General features: G+C 41.9%; 18 protein-coding genes. 10 read left to right on the top strand and 8 right to left on the bottom strand.

What is annotated here, in order from left to right; genetic code table 11:
- Positions 1 to 151 precede the first annotated feature (151 nt).
- From Q1B03_RS19840 to Q1B03_RS19850, 3 genes are all read left to right on the top strand, one after another.
- Positions 152 to 769 (top strand): HAD family hydrolase, encoded by a 618-nt coding sequence (locus Q1B03_RS19840; RefSeq protein WP_299745802.1) that lies wholly within the window; start codon positions 152 to 154, stop codon positions 767 to 769.
- A gap of 148 nt (positions 770 to 917) precedes the next feature.
- Positions 918 to 2,120 carry a HAMP domain-containing sensor histidine kinase gene (locus tag Q1B03_RS19845; protein WP_299745805.1) on the top strand — a complete coding sequence of 401 codons (1,203 nt, stop codon included), beginning with the start codon at positions 918 to 920 and terminating at the stop codon, positions 2,118 to 2,120.
- A gap of 204 nt (positions 2,121 to 2,324) precedes the next feature.
- Positions 2,325 to 2,624, top strand: coding sequence for a KGG domain-containing protein (locus Q1B03_RS19850; protein WP_299745807.1), 300 nt, complete (start codon positions 2,325 to 2,327; stop codon positions 2,622 to 2,624).
- A 133-nt stretch (positions 2,625 to 2,757) separates the two neighbouring features.
- Here Q1B03_RS19850 and Q1B03_RS19855 read toward each other — a convergent pair whose 3' ends face one another.
- Positions 2,758 to 3,273 (bottom strand): DUF3231 family protein, encoded by a 516-nt coding sequence (locus tag Q1B03_RS19855; RefSeq protein WP_299745810.1) that lies wholly within the window; start codon positions 3,271 to 3,273, stop codon positions 2,758 to 2,760.
- Positions 3,274 to 3,517: 244 nt separating this feature from the next.
- Entirely contained in the window at positions 3,518 to 3,766 is a 249-nt protein-coding gene (locus Q1B03_RS19860) for a YueH family protein (RefSeq protein ID WP_299745813.1), read from the bottom strand.
- A 199-nt stretch (positions 3,767 to 3,965) separates the two neighbouring features.
- Here Q1B03_RS19860 and Q1B03_RS19865 point away from each other — a divergent pair, with 199 nt between their 5' ends.
- The 6 genes from Q1B03_RS19865 to Q1B03_RS19890 all read left to right on the top strand — a co-directional run bounded on the left by Q1B03_RS19865 (position 3,966) and on the right by Q1B03_RS19890 (position 7,051).
- On the top strand, positions 3,966 to 4,469 hold the full coding sequence (locus Q1B03_RS19865; protein WP_299745816.1) for a DUF1456 family protein: 504 nt from the start codon (positions 3,966 to 3,968) through the stop codon (positions 4,467 to 4,469).
- Positions 4,470 to 4,472: 3 nt separating this feature from the next.
- Positions 4,473 to 5,180, top strand: a complete 708-nt coding sequence (locus Q1B03_RS19870; RefSeq protein WP_299745819.1) for a M48 family metallopeptidase — start codon at positions 4,473 to 4,475, stop codon at positions 5,178 to 5,180.
- A 66-nt stretch (positions 5,181 to 5,246) separates the two neighbouring features.
- A complete protein-coding gene (locus tag Q1B03_RS19875; protein WP_299745822.1) occupies positions 5,247 to 5,636 on the top strand; it encodes a VOC family protein in 390 nt (129 codons plus the stop codon).
- A gap of 203 nt (positions 5,637 to 5,839) precedes the next feature.
- The gene (locus tag Q1B03_RS19880; protein WP_113970302.1) at positions 5,840 to 6,280 is read left to right on the top strand and encodes a Dps family protein; all 441 of its coding nucleotides are present in this window, start codon (positions 5,840 to 5,842) and stop codon (positions 6,278 to 6,280) included.
- Between the two features lie 121 nt (positions 6,281 to 6,401).
- Positions 6,402 to 6,782 carry a nuclear transport factor 2 family protein gene (locus tag Q1B03_RS19885; protein ID WP_299745827.1) on the top strand — a complete coding sequence of 127 codons (381 nt, stop codon included), beginning with the start codon at positions 6,402 to 6,404 and terminating at the stop codon, positions 6,780 to 6,782.
- A gap of 146 nt (positions 6,783 to 6,928) precedes the next feature.
- On the top strand, positions 6,929 to 7,051 hold the full coding sequence (locus tag Q1B03_RS19890) for a hypothetical protein (protein ID WP_258549680.1): 123 nt from the start codon (positions 6,929 to 6,931) through the stop codon (positions 7,049 to 7,051).
- Between the two features lie 71 nt (positions 7,052 to 7,122).
- On the opposite strand, the gene Q1B03_RS19895 is transcribed toward Q1B03_RS19890, so the two are convergent.
- Positions 7,123 to 8,700 (bottom strand): glutathione ABC transporter substrate-binding protein, encoded by a 1,578-nt coding sequence (locus Q1B03_RS19895; RefSeq protein WP_299745837.1) that lies wholly within the window; start codon positions 8,698 to 8,700, stop codon positions 7,123 to 7,125.
- A gap of 352 nt (positions 8,701 to 9,052) precedes the next feature.
- Between Q1B03_RS19895 and Q1B03_RS19900 the strand changes: the two genes are divergently transcribed.
- Positions 9,053 to 9,901, top strand: a complete 849-nt coding sequence (locus tag Q1B03_RS19900; RefSeq protein ID WP_299746050.1) for an STAS domain-containing protein — start codon at positions 9,053 to 9,055, stop codon at positions 9,899 to 9,901.
- A gap of 84 nt (positions 9,902 to 9,985) precedes the next feature.
- On the opposite strand, the gene Q1B03_RS19905 is transcribed toward Q1B03_RS19900, so the two are convergent.
- The 5 genes from Q1B03_RS19905 to Q1B03_RS19925 form a co-directional block, all read right to left on the bottom strand.
- Positions 9,986 to 10,699 (bottom strand): diphthine--ammonia ligase, encoded by a 714-nt coding sequence (locus tag Q1B03_RS19905; protein WP_299745840.1) that lies wholly within the window; start codon positions 10,697 to 10,699, stop codon positions 9,986 to 9,988.
- A gap of 171 nt (positions 10,700 to 10,870) precedes the next feature.
- Positions 10,871 to 12,172, bottom strand: a complete 1,302-nt coding sequence (locus Q1B03_RS19910; protein ID WP_299745843.1) for a hypothetical protein — start codon at positions 12,170 to 12,172, stop codon at positions 10,871 to 10,873.
- Positions 12,173 to 12,176: 4 nt separating this feature from the next.
- A complete protein-coding gene (locus Q1B03_RS19915; protein WP_299745846.1) occupies positions 12,177 to 12,866 on the bottom strand; it encodes a response regulator in 690 nt (229 codons plus the stop codon).
- Positions 12,867 to 12,882: 16 nt separating this feature from the next.
- Positions 12,883 to 13,647 carry a sensor histidine kinase gene (locus tag Q1B03_RS19920; RefSeq protein WP_299745849.1) on the bottom strand — a complete coding sequence of 255 codons (765 nt, stop codon included), beginning with the start codon at positions 13,645 to 13,647 and terminating at the stop codon, positions 12,883 to 12,885.
- Positions 13,648 to 13,716: 69 nt separating this feature from the next.
- A complete protein-coding gene (locus Q1B03_RS19925; protein ID WP_299746053.1) occupies positions 13,717 to 14,688 on the bottom strand; it encodes an ABC transporter ATP-binding protein in 972 nt (323 codons plus the stop codon).
- Between the last annotated feature and the right edge of the window lie 3 nt (positions 14,689 to 14,691).

The raw sequence follows: 14,691 nt of genomic DNA on the forward strand, positions 1-14,691 counted from the left end.
TCCTTTGTGGGACATCGGGGACAGGCACCATGTCCCACTACTCAAGCTAACGCCTGTAGTGTTTAGGAAATAACCCTATCCCTGAAATTTCTGCTATACTACATACAATGACAATTTTTCCCTAACAAAAAACGAATTGGAGGAACCGATCATGGACAGCATCATCTTCGACCTGGACGGCACACTTTGGGACCCAATAGAATCCGTACTGGAAGCATGGAACAACGTCATCAACGAACATAACCAGTTAAAAGAAGGCATAACAAGGGAGCATCTTGAGGGAACCATGGGGCTTCAAATGAAGGAAATCGGGAAGAAATTGTTCCCTGAATTGAACGAAGAGGAGAGGGAGCAGCTACTGAAAGATCTGTCCAGTCATGAAATCCCGCACTTAAGTAAGCATGGAGGGAGTCTCTATAACCATGTGGAAAAGGTGCTTGTAGAGCTGTCGAAGAAGTACAAGCTGTTTATCGTGAGCAACTGTCAGGACGGATACATCGAGGCCTTTTATGACTATCATGGACTGGATAAGCATTTCATCGATTATGAGAACCCCGGCAGAACAGGTCTTTCAAAAGGTGAGAATATTAAGCTGATCATCAAACGCAACCATTTAATTGACCCAGTATACGTAGGTGATACAGAAGGGGACCAAAGGGCGGCAAAAGAAGCAGGGATTCCATTTATCTATGCCCGCTATGGATTTGGGGAGGCGAAAGAATACACCCAAGCCATTGATTCATTTGATGAGCTGCTGAATATTTTCTGATCATGTTGAGGAGGGACGGACCTTGTGAAGGTCCGTCCCTCCCATTTTAATTGATTTCCATTATTGACTATTCCCGATTTTTGTAAGATAGTTACTATGTCCTGTCATAGAATGACAGAAATAGAGTTTTCTAGTGGGAGCATTTCTAATGAAAGAATTTAATGGCCGATTACATAAGAAATACTATTATATGATTGTTTCGTTGATCATCGTCCTGATGATAGCGGGTTTACTGGTGGATAATCCGGTCAATTCACGATTCGCGGTGCATGGAGTGATGATCGTGATCATCTCTGGCTGTCTATTGATTTATCCTTGGTATGAGAATGCGTGGATGAGATATATGACGGTCATTTCGTCGACCGGTTATTTTTACACCCTGTTTTACTTGTATCCGGAAACCTGGTCGGGGTTTATTTTACTTTGTTTTATTCCTGCTTTTTCGATTCTCTTTTTTGACAAGAGGCTTTTTTATTTTTCGCTTGTGATCAATTTTGCTTTCATTGCCTTTACATTCGGTTATATCGGGTTCGTGGATAAGGGGCAGGATTATCCTTACATATACACAGATTTAGTAGGGAATGTGGTGAACTTCCTGGCAAGTCAGGTCCTGCTGTATTTTATCTTTCATTTAACGAATCTGCGGATTCAGAAGCAGCGGGTTTACTATGAACAGGTGCAGCAGGCGGAGCGGATGAGGACGACTGGTCAGTTGGCGGCGGCTGTCGCCCATGAAATCCGGAATCCCTTGACCGTGGTGAATGGATTTCTTCAATTTTATGTGGAAAATCCCGCATTAAGTCAAAGCCAGAAGCAGAATTTTTCCCTTATGATCAATGAACTCGATACGGCGGAGCATGTCATTTCACAGTTCCTCTCCGTTTCAAAGCCCGATCAAGGGGAGAAGGTGGACAACGTTGATATTGAACTGGTTCTGCAAGATGTAACGGAACTCCTTAACATGTACGGTTTGTTGAATGATAATGGCATTGATCTCAACGTGGAAAAGGATTGTCATGTGGCGGTCAATTCTATTGAATTTAAGCAGCTTTTCATCAATCTAATAAAAAATGCCATCGAAGCTTCCCCGCATAGCGGGTCCGTTAAGGTGACGGCTACCAAAGTAAAAGGCCATGTCTGCATTCGAATTATTGACAACGGACGTGGAATGAGTCAGGAGGAAGTGAAAAACCTCGGTACTCCTTTCTATTCCTTGAAGAGTAAAGGAACCGGCCTGGGTCTTATGATTTGCTTCAACATTGTGGAGAAATATAAGGGGACCATACACTTTGACAGCGAGACGGGAAAAGGTACGACGGTTACACTTCGGTTTCCGCTTGTTGACGTGTGAGTTTAAATGATAACAATAGCAAAACGACCTGTTCCAATAAAGGCAGGACGTTTTGCTATTTTAGTTAGCTGAATTCGACGGTATAAATTAATTTACAAAAATGTTAAAATCTCCAAAAAATCGTTTAGGAAGATCCTTTCGAGGTATATAACGAGTGTACAAACGTACACACCACTTTTACTAAACTTAAGGAGGATTTTCATTATGGCAAACAGTAACAGCAACAACAGCAACAAAAACAGTAGCAACAACAATGACAACAACAGCAAAATGAGTTACGAAGAAGCAGGCCGTAAAGGCGGAGAGAAAACAGCCAGAACCCATGATAAAGAATTCTACCAAGAGATTGGTGAAAAGGGCGGAGAAGCAACCTCAGAAAACCATGACAAAAAATTCTATCAGGAAATTGGAGCAAAAGGCGGTAGTAATTCCAGCAACTCCAATGGTTCAAGCAACTCAAGCAACTCAAGCAGCTCAAACAGCTCAAACAACAACAATAGCTAGATAATAGTTAGGGAGAGGGATCTTACGTTAAATAGATCCCTCTTTTTTCTTTCTATCCCAGTTTGGCTTTAGAATTAGGGAAATGTAAAAGACCTGTTAGACGAACAGGTCTTTAACACCTGAATTCAGATCATCAATCACAATGTTCTTGTTTGTTTTTATGAAGGGGCGGCGGGATTAACCAGCCTTTTTCTTTGTTTAATTTGAGTACTTTAGCCCCTAATTGAGCTTTTTGCATATGGAATTGTCCAAACATCATGGCCACATCTTCACGGATACATTGACCGATGGCCGTACTGCAAGCAACTAATCCAGCAGCAATATTGGTTGAAAGTGCTCCTGAGATAGCAGGGTCCGGCATACGGGCACCTGTTGGAATGTCATCGAGACATGCCTGTGGCGGTTCTGGAGGGGTAGGCGGTAAGCCGATTCCATTTTCTTTAAGCAGGGTTTCAATTTGTTTTGCCTCTTCCTGCCCGGCTTCAATACCTTCTTTAAGTAACTTCTTAAGATCTTCATCCCCGGCGTGGTTCAGTTGAAGCTGATAACCAGCAACCGCATTTTTAGCTGAGAATAAATAGTTCCATGTGCTGAATACTTCACCATAATGCATTGGTTCATCTTTTGGATTTCCACTTAAAATACCCATAAACATCCTCCTGAAATTCATTTTGTGTGCCTCCTTCCTGCTTTGAACGCACCATTTATATATTCTCCCAAAATGATAAATGAATTCATCCGAGTCAGGTTAAATCAACAGTGTGAGTTAAAAAGTATCGGATCAACTAAGAGAAGAGATGTCGGAGAGAATGACACTTATGTTGACGGTTACTTAAAAGGCTCCTTTCTAATTTGAACAAGAAAAAAACAGCAAATAAATTTGCTGTCGTGTATCAAAAATGGCTTTGAACTAACTTTTCGATAGCTGTTACCAATTCGTCTGTATCCCCTTGGAACATATGGAAATTAAGTGAGGATTGAAGTTTTGTACTTTGAATTCTGATGTCATCCTTTTGATTGAATTCTGCAGACCAATGGATTGCTGGTATCGATACGATAAATCGTTTGTCGGGAGTTTTATGGAGATAAACTTCAGCCAGTTTGTTTCCGGACAGATTGATTTTCTCATATGAGGTAATCATGACATCACTCATTTCAGGTTTATAGTAAGTATCGTAAGTATAACAGGATTATCCAGAGAAGGCGAAGCATGCGCAGAAGATGTCTGAATCGGTTCATTAATCGGTAAGCTTCTTTTTCATTGAGGTCATACTATAAAACATGTCCTTAAAGTGGTAAGCTAATAATTTAGTGATAGGAAATTTTTCAGGAGGTCGACACATGAACCTAAATAATAACGATCTATTGATTCGATTACGATATGCATTGGATCTTAAAAATACAGAAATGGTTGAGATCTTTGAGCTGGGAGGCATTGAGCTTTCAAAGGAAGAAGTGCTGAAGGTTCTAACAAAAACACAGTATAGTGATGATTTCGAGGACGATATCCTGGAGGATGAAGACCATATCCCATGTGATGATGAAATGTTCGAGTCATTCTTGAACGGCTTCATTACGTTTAAAAGAGGGCCAAAACCGGGACAGACGGGACGACCGGAATTGACGTATGAACATGTGAATAATCTTCTATTAAAAAAGGTGAAGATCGCCCTCTCATTAACAAGTGAGGATATGATCGACATCCTGGATCTGGCTGGAGTGGTAATTACAAAAGGTGAATTGGGAGCGATTATGCGAAGAGAAGGCCATAACAATTACAGAGTGTGCGGTGACCGGTATGCACGGAATTTCTTAAAAGGGTTGGCCATCCGATACAGGGGATAAAAGATGAATCATACTTATTCTGGTGAGACCATACAGTTTGAGATTAAATATAAGAATCGGACATCCATCGGCATCTACTTGGACAGCTTCGGAAACATTGAAGTCCATGCACCTAAAGGGACCCCGGACGAATCGGTGATCCGGCTGCTGGAGGATAAATGGGATGTGATCCTGGAGAGATCGAAGGAGATGAAGGATCGTCTGAATGGACCACAGGAGAAGACCTATCAACATGGGGAACCCTTTTTGTTTCTTGGGAACTCATTTCCCATACAGGTTCAACACGATCCATCGATCATACAGGATCATGTCACATTTGACGGAAAAACACTGCATATCCAAGTAAAAGAGCTTGAGGATGAACGGATCCAACAGGCGTTAAAACGTTTTTACTACAAGCAGTGCAAAGCGATCGTAGAGAAAAGCATTGCGGTCCATCAACGTCACTTTAAAACCAAGCCCCGTTCCATCCGTATCTCAGACAGTCAAACGACCTGGGGTACCTGTGATGGGAGAAGACAATTGACCTTCAACTGGAAGCTTGCCATGGCCCCCCAGGATGTCATCGACTACGTCGTCGTCCATGAAATGTGCCACATGGTCCACCTCAATCACGACCGGTCCTTCTGGCGTCTTGTCGGGAGAATCGTGCCCGACTATAAAGAGAAAGAACACTGGCTGGCAATGTCCAGTTGGAAGATGACGGTGTAAGTGGGACGAGGGGACAGGCACCTTGTTCCCATTAATTAAATAGTTGAAAAGAAAGAAGTGAAGGTCTTGATAAAGTACAAATATCTCCATCACGTAAGTCTTACGGTTACAGATTTGGAAAAAGCAAAAGATTTCTATGGGAAAACGTTATGTTTAAACGAAATTCCGCGTCCCGATTTTGGTTTTCCGGGTGCCTGGTATGATATTGAGGGTCAGCAGCTCCACTTGATCGTCGATCCTTCTTCGCAAACCATACGCAAGGATAAACGTCTATCCAGCAGGGAAGGCCATTTTGCCCTTAGAGTGGAGAGCTATTATGATACTCTCCAATGGTTAAAAGAAAACGAAGTGGAAATTCTCGAAAAACCACAATCGAAAAGTGGATTCGCCCAAATTTTCTGCGCCGATCCAGATGGTAATTTGATTGAACTTAATGTGGAACAAAAAGATCTATAATTTTCTATGAAACCAACAGGCGCGATGAACTCAGGGAATGAGTCATGCTCCTGTTGGTTTTGTTTTTAGGGGAAGCTGTATGTTCTATATCTCAGTGGATAGAATAAGGGTGTACAGTATTTTATGATAATACTTATTAATTGATAATTATTATAAATAAGGATATAATACATTTATAACAAAGACAAAAGGAGAGAACATACATGAATCAACAATTAGTCGTGGCCCTTAACAAACAACTTGCAAACTGGAACGTCCTTTATACAAAACTACACAATTATCATTGGTATGTAACGGGTCCGGAATTCTTCACCCTGCATGAGAAATTTGAAGAATACTACAACGAAGCGGGAAATTATATTGATGAAGTAGCAGAAAGAATTCTTACAATCAAAGGGAAGCCGATTGCTACCCTAAAAGAGTACCTTGAAACGGCTACCATTGAAGAATCCAATGGAAAAGAAACCGCCACAGAAATGGTGGACGCATTAATAAACGATTTTAAACAAATCGTGAATGATTCCAAGAAAATCATCGAAGCAGCAGAGGATTCTCAGGATCAGCCTACAGCTGACTTATTCATCGGAATTAAAACATCACTCGAACAACATATTTGGATGTTGAATGCATTTAATACACGATAAGACAAAAAAAGCATTGACCTGCATGGGCCAATGCTTTTTTACATCATGGACATTCATTCGCCTATTCGTTCCATATCCTATAAAATGAAAGTATCTCGGTTGAAATGAAAGGATGATTAAAATGAATGGTTCACTCACCATTAAAGAAAGAGCAGTCTCATTTCTGGAACTTGTCGCATCAGGAGACGTCCGTGAAGCATACGAGAGTCACGTAAGTCCTGACTTTCGCCACCACAATCCGCATTTTCCAGGAGATGCCAATTCACTTATGTCTGCTATGGAAGAGAATGCAGCCGGAAACCCTGAGAAGATGCTCGAAGTCAAACGTGCCATCCAGGAAGGTGACACGGTTGCGGTTCATTCACACGTGAGACAGAATCCAGAGGACCTGGGAGGGGCTGTCGTTCATATCTTCCGTTTCCAGGATGAGCGGATCGTTGAATTGTGGGATGTTGGACAAGCCATTCCGGAGGATTCACCCAATGAAAATGGGGTTTTTTAATTTCTTTCATTCACTATAATAAGTCGATTCCTATGGGAGTCGACTTTTTTATGTTCAACACATAGGCCAGTGGAAATTTCGAATGGCTTCATATTTATTGCCATCCTTGTGCACTATATAAATAAAACAAAAAGGGTGGTGAAAGTATGTCTAAACAGAAGAACAAGGACCTTAAGAATAATAAAGCAATGCCGAAGTCAGATGTGGAATTTGCACAAGATGGACTTGAAAAAGTGGCCATTAAAGCGCAGGAACGAAAGAATAAGTAAATAGAAATAAGAAATGAGAAGTTAGGCAACTTCTCATTTTTGGTTTTACTGAATCGTTTAGTTAAGAGATATTATTGAATGCTAACATCATTGATTTCCAAATAACCGGCAGGACTGATAGAAAAATCTTTTACGTTGTTTCGAATCGCCGCCATATTTTCAATCACTCGAACCGGGATATAGACCGCGTCTTCCATTTCCAGCTCCTGAGATTTTGCATAAAGCTCCAATCGTTTCTCTTGAACCATTTCAGAACGTGCCTGTTCGATCAATCGATCTACCTCTTCATTACTATAGAAAAATGTATTTCCGGCAGGTCCATGGGAGTTGCTGTGGAAAAGATTGTATTGATTATAGTCTGCATCACCTGTAGCATTTCTCCAACTGATGATGAACATTTCCGAATTTCCACTTGTGGCTTGCTCTACAAAGGTTCCATACTCCTGGATCTGGATTTCCAGGTCGATTCCAATTCCTTTGAGCTGGGATTGCATGACTTCAGCCAGGCTGATCCTTTCCTTACTGTCCATTGTAAGCAATGTTGTTTTGAATCCATCAGGATACCCAGCTTCGGACAGTAACCGCTTGGCTTCATTTACATTATACTCATATGCCTTCATATCCTGATGATAGCCAAACACTTTAGACCCTAATAAGGAGTTTGCCTTTTTTCCTATATTATTAAATACACCTTTCATGATGGAATCCATTTCAACTGCATGGGATATGGCTTTCCGGACACGGACATCATTGAAAGGTTCCTTTTGTACATTGAATCCTACATACTCGGTACCAAAGCCTTCACTTCGGTATACTTCAACATTATCGGAAGCCTTCACTGAATCCATCATCGTGACAGAAAGAGGTTCCGCAATATGGGCTTCGCCTGTTTCAAGCATAGAAATCCTCGTTGTCTCTTCTGGTACGACTTTGAATACGACTTCGCTTATAGTTGGTTGATCTCCCCAGTACTCGTCGTTTCTATTAAACACAATCTCTTTTCCTGTTTCCCAGGACTTGAACTCAAATGGACCTGTGCCGACCGGCTCTTGGATAATGTCCTTTCCATATTTATCGATCGTCTTGGGACTGATGATTCCGCCTTCATGACTCGCCAGGATGGATAATAAGGGTGAAAAAGGTTCAGATAAAAGAAATTGAACGGTATGATTATCGACTACTTTTACTTCCTTGACCATTTTGAATACAACTGCTCGAGGCGAAGCCACCTTTGGGTCTGTTAAACGACCAAACGTTTTCTTCACAGCCTCGGCATTAAATGGTGTCCCATCATGAAACGAGACATCATCTCTTAGTTTGAATTCCCACGTTGTATCATCCAACTGCTCCCATTCCTCAGCAAGTAATGGCTTGATTTTGGCATTTTTGTCTCTGCCGACAAGCCCCTCGTAAATTTTACCGTGTGTCACACTTGCTGCATTGATGGTGGACATAAAATGATGATCAAGATTCTCCACATCGGATAGACGGGCAATGACCAACTTATTTTCTTTGTTGGAAGCCTGTCCATCAGCCTGGTCACCCGAATTTGCCCCCATATTGGTAGAGCAACCGCTAATCGCTAACATCAGTACCATTATTCCAATCATGACAACCCTGCTCCTGAAACTACTTACCTTCGTCTTCATCTATTCATCCTCCCCTCCGTATTTATTTAATTATAAGAATTTTCAGACATATAAAATTAAGATATCTTTACTGTTTTTTTTGTTTTGTTGACCTTTTTATTAGGCAGGATGAGTTTGTTCTAAGGTTCATAGCAAATCAAATGTAGTCCCAAGTATCCGGCCCACTTTTCTTACAGGTGTCGATAGGTGATTAAAATGAATGGGTAAATTGATTAATGATTTTCTGCCCAACAAACCTGACGATTAAATTGGTGTGAAATGTTAAATAAATATTTGAAATACTTGTTTTAGAAGGATTTTTATTCAAAGCAACGAATAGGGAATATATCAGGATAAAAAGGAGCGTGTTATGATGAATGGATTATTCCATAATAAGGAAGAGGTAACGGATTTTCTTACGGCTAACAGAGAGAAATTCCAGCAAATGCTCTTATCTGAAGCTGTAAATGTTGGGAGCAAAATCAATGATATTCTAGAAAAAGGAAACATCGATCTATTAAAGAATGCAGAAATGTTAGCTCACTATATCGTTGAAAACAGAGAAGAAGAGCTGGTTGAATTTGCAAAGGTAGAGGGTATTGCATGGGCGCAACATTCTCTCACACTTGCATTCAAACTGGAATGGGTACATGCAATTAGAAGAACTTTATGGTATTTCCTTTATCAATTTGATGATCAGAATGAGGATAATGAATCTCCACGAAAGAAATTCTTTGATTTGGAAAAACGAATCAATGACAGTGTTGATCAGTTCCTGAACAATTTCTTTATCAGTTATTCTGATTACAAAGATGAACTGCTATTGTCGCAAAAAAAGCTGGTGGAAAATCTATCGGTACCTATCATTCCGATAGCCAGCTCGGTTGCGGTACTTCCTTTAATTGGAATGATAGATACCTATCGTATCAATACATTGGAAGAGAAAGTGTTGATGGGAATCAGTTCTATGCAAATTCAAACCCTTATTATAGATTTATCGGGTATTGCCGAAATGGAATTGGATGTCATTTTTCAATTTGAGAAGATCTTAAACGGAATTAATATGATGGGATGCAAGGCAATCCTTACAGGGCTACGGGTAGAGCTTGTCAGAAAAATAGTTGATACAGGAGTGTCATTCGACAGTCAAGTAGAGACAAAGGGTACATTACAGCAAACACTCAAAGAACATCTGGTGTTGGAATCAGGAGTGCAATTTTAATTTAATAATTATATTTAAAGGGGAAAAAGCTGAAGATCAACCATCTGATCTCCAGCTTTTTCATTGTTCAATCATCATGCAGGGTTACTTTCTAACGCGACTATCCGACATTTGATCCAGATCCAGTGGCAAAAAAGCATAATCTCCGTCTTTCATAATCTCACGTTTTAAAACGGGAACAGGTTGTTTGAAAATCGGTCCATCCACTACTGTGGTATGGAATTCTCCACCTTCTCCGCAAGGATCGATTCCACGGGCTTCAAGTTCCTTTATGTATTCATGGGTCAACGTTCGCCCTAAATCTTCAAGGCGCATGCCCAGGGATAAATTAACCGTAACAACGATGGATACAAATCCCAGATTGATAAACTCTTCGACAGCTTCACGATGGTTCATTCCCCATAAAGGCATCCCGAGCTTAAGCCTTGCGTTCTTCGCCACTTTTTCATGCCAGCAGCCGTGTTCAGGCATATCCAGGTCTCCCGTCACTAACACTTCTGCCCCATGATTCTTTGCTTTATCTAAAAGGGTCATGAAGACTTCTTCATAATCTGTCCAACTGGCAGCTGCTGTGAATACGGGCAAGCCGATCGATTCCGCTTGTGCTCGGATAAGCTCCGGAGGCATCCCGTGTGATCTGGAACGTTTTCCTTCTTCCTCCAGCATCACTATCAGGCCGATCGCCTCTCCATCCTTCGATGCTTTGTATAGAGCTAAGACACTATCCTTTCCTCCGCTAAACGAAGTGATGAATGAATGTCCGCGAGCACCATGTTTCCATTCCTTTGATTCTGTCATTCTTATCTTTCCTCCTTATTTGTAATAGTTTCATCGTTTCTTTCATTCTATCACGATAAGGCTTTATAGATAACATCATACAATCCTATGATTAGTAGATGTCTTAGTCCATTAAGTCAAAAGAGTCGCCTACTTGACGACTCTCTTACTCGGACCATTACGAGTGTGGTCTCATTTTCTATGAATCCGAATCTCATTAACCACCAGGGATATCACCACTAACCCACTCGACACGAAAAAGCTGATCCAGGTCGATTGAATTGAGTTATAGTTTAGGAGAGACAGCAGCCCCACTCCTAAACCAATCAACGAACAATAAGGGAGGAGCACCGGAATCGTTCTTTTATAAAAGATGACCACCAGCATCGTCGGAATGATGGCTGCATACACCTGGGCGAAAAAGAAGATAAGCTCCATCAGACTGGGTGACAGGATCGAGCTGATGAGTAAGAGTGAAAGGGAAAGCACACCAGAGACCAAATAGGTCTTTTTCAATTGCTGGTCTTCACTCCAATCGAACTTGTGGCTTAGCATATTCCGGATGACCATGATCGATGTGGCATGGAGCTCTGCCCCCACGGTGGAAGCGATGGCACTGAAGCAGCAGCCGATAAATAATAGAAGCAGAAACAATGAGTCGATTTTCTCCACCAGCTGACTCAATATGGAGTAAATGTTTTCAAAGCCCTGCCCATAAACCGCAATCAATACAATCGCGGTGAAGGCGAGGGGGATGGTCGCCCAAATGATCCCGGCCATCATAAAGGATGTTCGGACCTTGGATTTTTCAATGATATAGATCCGCTGCCAGGTCGCCCGGTCGATCAATACTTGTCCGAATCCAATCAGAAATGCGGTAAGAATGAACAAGGTGATTTCATTATGTTTCAGAAATAATAAGTAGGGATGATAAAGCAGCAATCCATCGTAAACGGGAAAAATACCTTTTTGGATAAAAAAATAAACGGGAATCAGAATGATGGCTGCGAAAATAAACGAGATATGAATCCCTTCAAAGCGATGGATTTGCTTCATGCCCCCTATGGACAACAGGAAGCAGTATAGAAAGAATACGAGTAACCCTACATAGATCGGTGTTTTTAATAGAAAATGAAATAACACACCTGCCCCCAGTGCTTGTATAAGCAGTGAGTCCAGGCTTGTCAGGAGCAATACCCACATGACGAACCAGTATGACCTCCCACGGAGCCTTTCTTTCAAAACATCCCCTAGAGTCATGTAGTTTGGGAATCGTTCCCTGATATAGGGGGTGATCCACCCGAATAGAAAGAGAGCGGTGGCTCCCATCATGGCATAGCCGATTCCACCAAGCAGTCCATATTTCACAAGTGTTTCAGGAGAGGACAAAATCGTATTGCCGGTCACCCATCTTGCCAGGAGCGAAACGACTCCATACGCCACTCCAAACGTGATGGTTCCTTGTATATACTCACGATACGTTCGTGGCTTCATTGATTTATACCTTCTCTCTTATCCGATATTCCCTTGGAGTGTATCCTGTTTGCTTCTTGAATAATGAACTGAAATAGTGCTGGCTGCTGAATCCGCACGCTTCAGAAATAGAAGAGATGGACTTTTCGGTATCCTGCCGCAGTAATCGCTGTGCGGCCTGGACTCTGAAATCATTCAGGTATTCTGAGAAGCTGATCCCCATCTCTTCATGAAATTTTCTGCTCAGGTACGTACCGTTGATATGGATCTGGCTCGCCAATGAAGAAAGGGAAAGCTTATCGCTGTATTGTTCATGGATGATCGTTAACGCTTCCTGCACGATATGGGATTGGATTGATGCGTATTTATAGTGATCGAGAACTTGGAATAATTCTTCTTCAATAATCGGTTTTGTCAAATAATCCTTTGCCCCGAGTCGCAGGGAGGCCTGTGCATAATCGAATGATTGGTAGGCCGTGACCATAATGATGTCGATATGGTCATATTTCTTCATTTCAATCCCGAGTTCAATCCCTGATTTACCAGGCAGTTGAATGTCGAGGAGCGTAAGGCGAATCGGATGTTCCGTCAGAATCTTTAACGCCTGTGACGCATCCGCGGCTGTATGAATCGTCCAGTAAGGATATTTTTCGTGAATCATGTAGTTGAGCTGCTCCAGTTCCAGGGGCTCATCGTCAACGAGCAAAATATGCATGGCGCTTCCTCCTTCATCAAGTAATGGTGTCTTCTCTGGTCATATGAGGCCAGAAGATCTGGACACTCGTTCCTTTGGCTTCTTCATTCAGCTGAATGAGGATTTCTTCCTTAGGAAAGAGCATCTGCAATCGCTTCTGAATATTGTGTAATCCAATTCCACGGTCTTCCTTTTGAACATCTAGCGCTTCCAAAGCAGTTGATGAGCTGTTCCATACTTCTAAGTACACTTTGTTCCTTTGCTCATTCAGGATGATGATCAGCTTGCCTTGTCCGGGATTCTTTTCAAGTCCATGCTTAAAGGCGTTTTCTACAAGGGTCTGCAGGAGGTAAGGAGGGACTAGGGAAAGCTTGCAGCTTTCTTCAACGCTCCACACTACATCGAGCCGATCTCTGAATCTCAGTCTTTGAATGTCGAGATAATATCGGGTGTATTGGATTTCCTCCTCCATGGTGATCAATGGGTCAGTCTGTTTGTATTTGAACTTAAAGTATTTGGAAAGCACCTCGATGGCAGAAATCAGTTCTTCCTTGCGATTCAAACGTGCCAGGCTCAGGATGACATTAAGTGTATTGAAAAAAAAGTGGGGCTGGATCTGTTGGTTCAGTTGGTTGTATCTAGCTTCTTGAAGTTCCTGTTTCAGAAGCAGTTCGTTCTTTTCTTTCTCCAGTTGATCCAGACGTTTTTCAAATAGAAAGAGAAATAATAAGCTAAAAGCCCCAATGATTGGGGCTAATACGGACAGCATGATATAAAATGAAAAGGATTCTTGTGTAATCATGTGAAGAACTCCTAAAGTGATGAGTCATACTTTCTATTTTATAAGAAAACTAAGATTCTGAAAATATGTTTAGACATAATGGCACCTTGTGAAATGTTCTCCATGACCGGTCATAGGAGGCAGTTCTGCTTTACACAAATCCGTTGCCAGAGGGCAGCGGGTATGAAACTTACATCCGGATGGCGGATTCAATGGGGAAGGTACATCCCCTTTTAAAAGGATTCTTTCTCTTTTCTTAGAAAAATCAGGTACGGGGATGGCTGAAAGTAAGGCTTTGGTATAAGGGTGAGTAGGGTTGTCAAACAGCTCATGCTTTCTCCCAATCTCGACAACCTTCCCCAGATACATCACAATCACCCGATCTGATATATGACGTACAACACTTAAATCATGGGAAATGAAGAGGTACGTTAATTTCAATTCCTTCTGAAGTTTCTTTAACAGGTTCAAGATTTGTGCCTGAATGGATACATCCAGTGCCGATACGGCTTCATCACAGATGATCACTTTCGGATTGACCGCCAATGCCCGTGCGATTCCGATCCTTTGTCGCTGACCGCCGCTGAATTCGTGGGGGAGACGGTCGAGTGATGTAATCGGGAGACCCACATAGTCCAATAATTCCTTCATACGAGCTTCATGCTTGGAAGGGGGCAATACTTTTTGTATGGTCATGGCTTCTTTCAGGATCTTTCTGACGGTTTGTCTCGGATTCAAGGAGGCAAACGGATCCTGGAAAATGACCTGGATATCGCCCCTCATATTTCTTAATCCCTTTTTGGATAGACTGTTCAATTCGATTCCTTTGTATTGGATACTGCCTTCCGTCGGCTTATCCAGCTGAAGGATGGCACGGCCGGTTGTCGATTTACCGCAGCCGGACTCACCTACGATACTGAGGGTTTCCCCTTCATAGAGCGTGAAGGTGATATCGTCCACGGCTTTCACCACTTGTTTAGGTTGGAACAACGACTCCCTTTTGATAGGGAAGTACTGTTTCAGGCCATTCACTTCTAAAATAGGTTTTTTCTCTGTCATCATAGC

Source organism: uncultured Rossellomorea sp., from assembly GCF_947488365.1.
Classification (GTDB): domain Bacteria; phylum Bacillota; class Bacilli; order Bacillales; family Bacillaceae_B; genus Rossellomorea.

Bases quoted from the DNA above. Each gene is read 5' to 3' on its own strand.
- Q1B03_RS19840 (WP_299745802.1), top strand. From the start codon at position 152: ATGGACAGCATCATCTTCGACCTGGACGGCACACTTTGGGACCCAATA.
- Q1B03_RS19845 (WP_299745805.1), top strand. From the start codon at position 918: ATGAAAGAATTTAATGGCCGATTACATAAGAAATACTATTATATGATT.
- Q1B03_RS19850 (WP_299745807.1), top strand. From the start codon at position 2,325: ATGGCAAACAGTAACAGCAACAACAGCAACAAAAACAGTAGCAACAAC.
- Q1B03_RS19855 (WP_299745810.1), bottom strand. From the start codon at position 3,273: ATGGGTATTTTAAGTGGAAATCCAAAAGATGAACCAATGCATTATGGT.
- Q1B03_RS19860 (WP_299745813.1), bottom strand. From the start codon at position 3,766: ATGATTACCTCATATGAGAAAATCAATCTGTCCGGAAACAAACTGGCT.
- Q1B03_RS19865 (WP_299745816.1), top strand. From the start codon at position 3,966: ATGAACCTAAATAATAACGATCTATTGATTCGATTACGATATGCATTG.
- Q1B03_RS19870 (WP_299745819.1), top strand. From the start codon at position 4,473: ATGAATCATACTTATTCTGGTGAGACCATACAGTTTGAGATTAAATAT.
- Q1B03_RS19880 (WP_113970302.1), top strand. From the start codon at position 5,840: ATGAATCAACAATTAGTCGTGGCCCTTAACAAACAACTTGCAAACTGG.
- Q1B03_RS19885 (WP_299745827.1), top strand. From the start codon at position 6,402: ATGAATGGTTCACTCACCATTAAAGAAAGAGCAGTCTCATTTCTGGAA.
- Q1B03_RS19890 (WP_258549680.1), top strand. From the start codon at position 6,929: ATGTCTAAACAGAAGAACAAGGACCTTAAGAATAATAAAGCAATGCCG.
- Q1B03_RS19895 (WP_299745837.1), bottom strand. From the start codon at position 8,700: ATGAAGACGAAGGTAAGTAGTTTCAGGAGCAGGGTTGTCATGATTGGA.
- Q1B03_RS19900 (WP_299746050.1), top strand. From the start codon at position 9,053: ATGAATGGATTATTCCATAATAAGGAAGAGGTAACGGATTTTCTTACG.
- Q1B03_RS19905 (WP_299745840.1), bottom strand. From the start codon at position 10,699: ATGACAGAATCAAAGGAATGGAAACATGGTGCTCGCGGACATTCATTC.
- Q1B03_RS19910 (WP_299745843.1), bottom strand. From the start codon at position 12,172: ATGAAGCCACGAACGTATCGTGAGTATATACAAGGAACCATCACGTTT.
- Q1B03_RS19915 (WP_299745846.1), bottom strand. From the start codon at position 12,866: ATGCATATTTTGCTCGTTGACGATGAGCCCCTGGAACTGGAGCAGCTC.
- Q1B03_RS19920 (WP_299745849.1), bottom strand. From the start codon at position 13,647: ATGATTACACAAGAATCCTTTTCATTTTATATCATGCTGTCCGTATTA.
- Q1B03_RS19925 (WP_299746053.1), bottom strand. From the start codon at position 14,688: ATGATGACAGAGAAAAAACCTATTTTAGAAGTGAATGGCCTGAAACAG.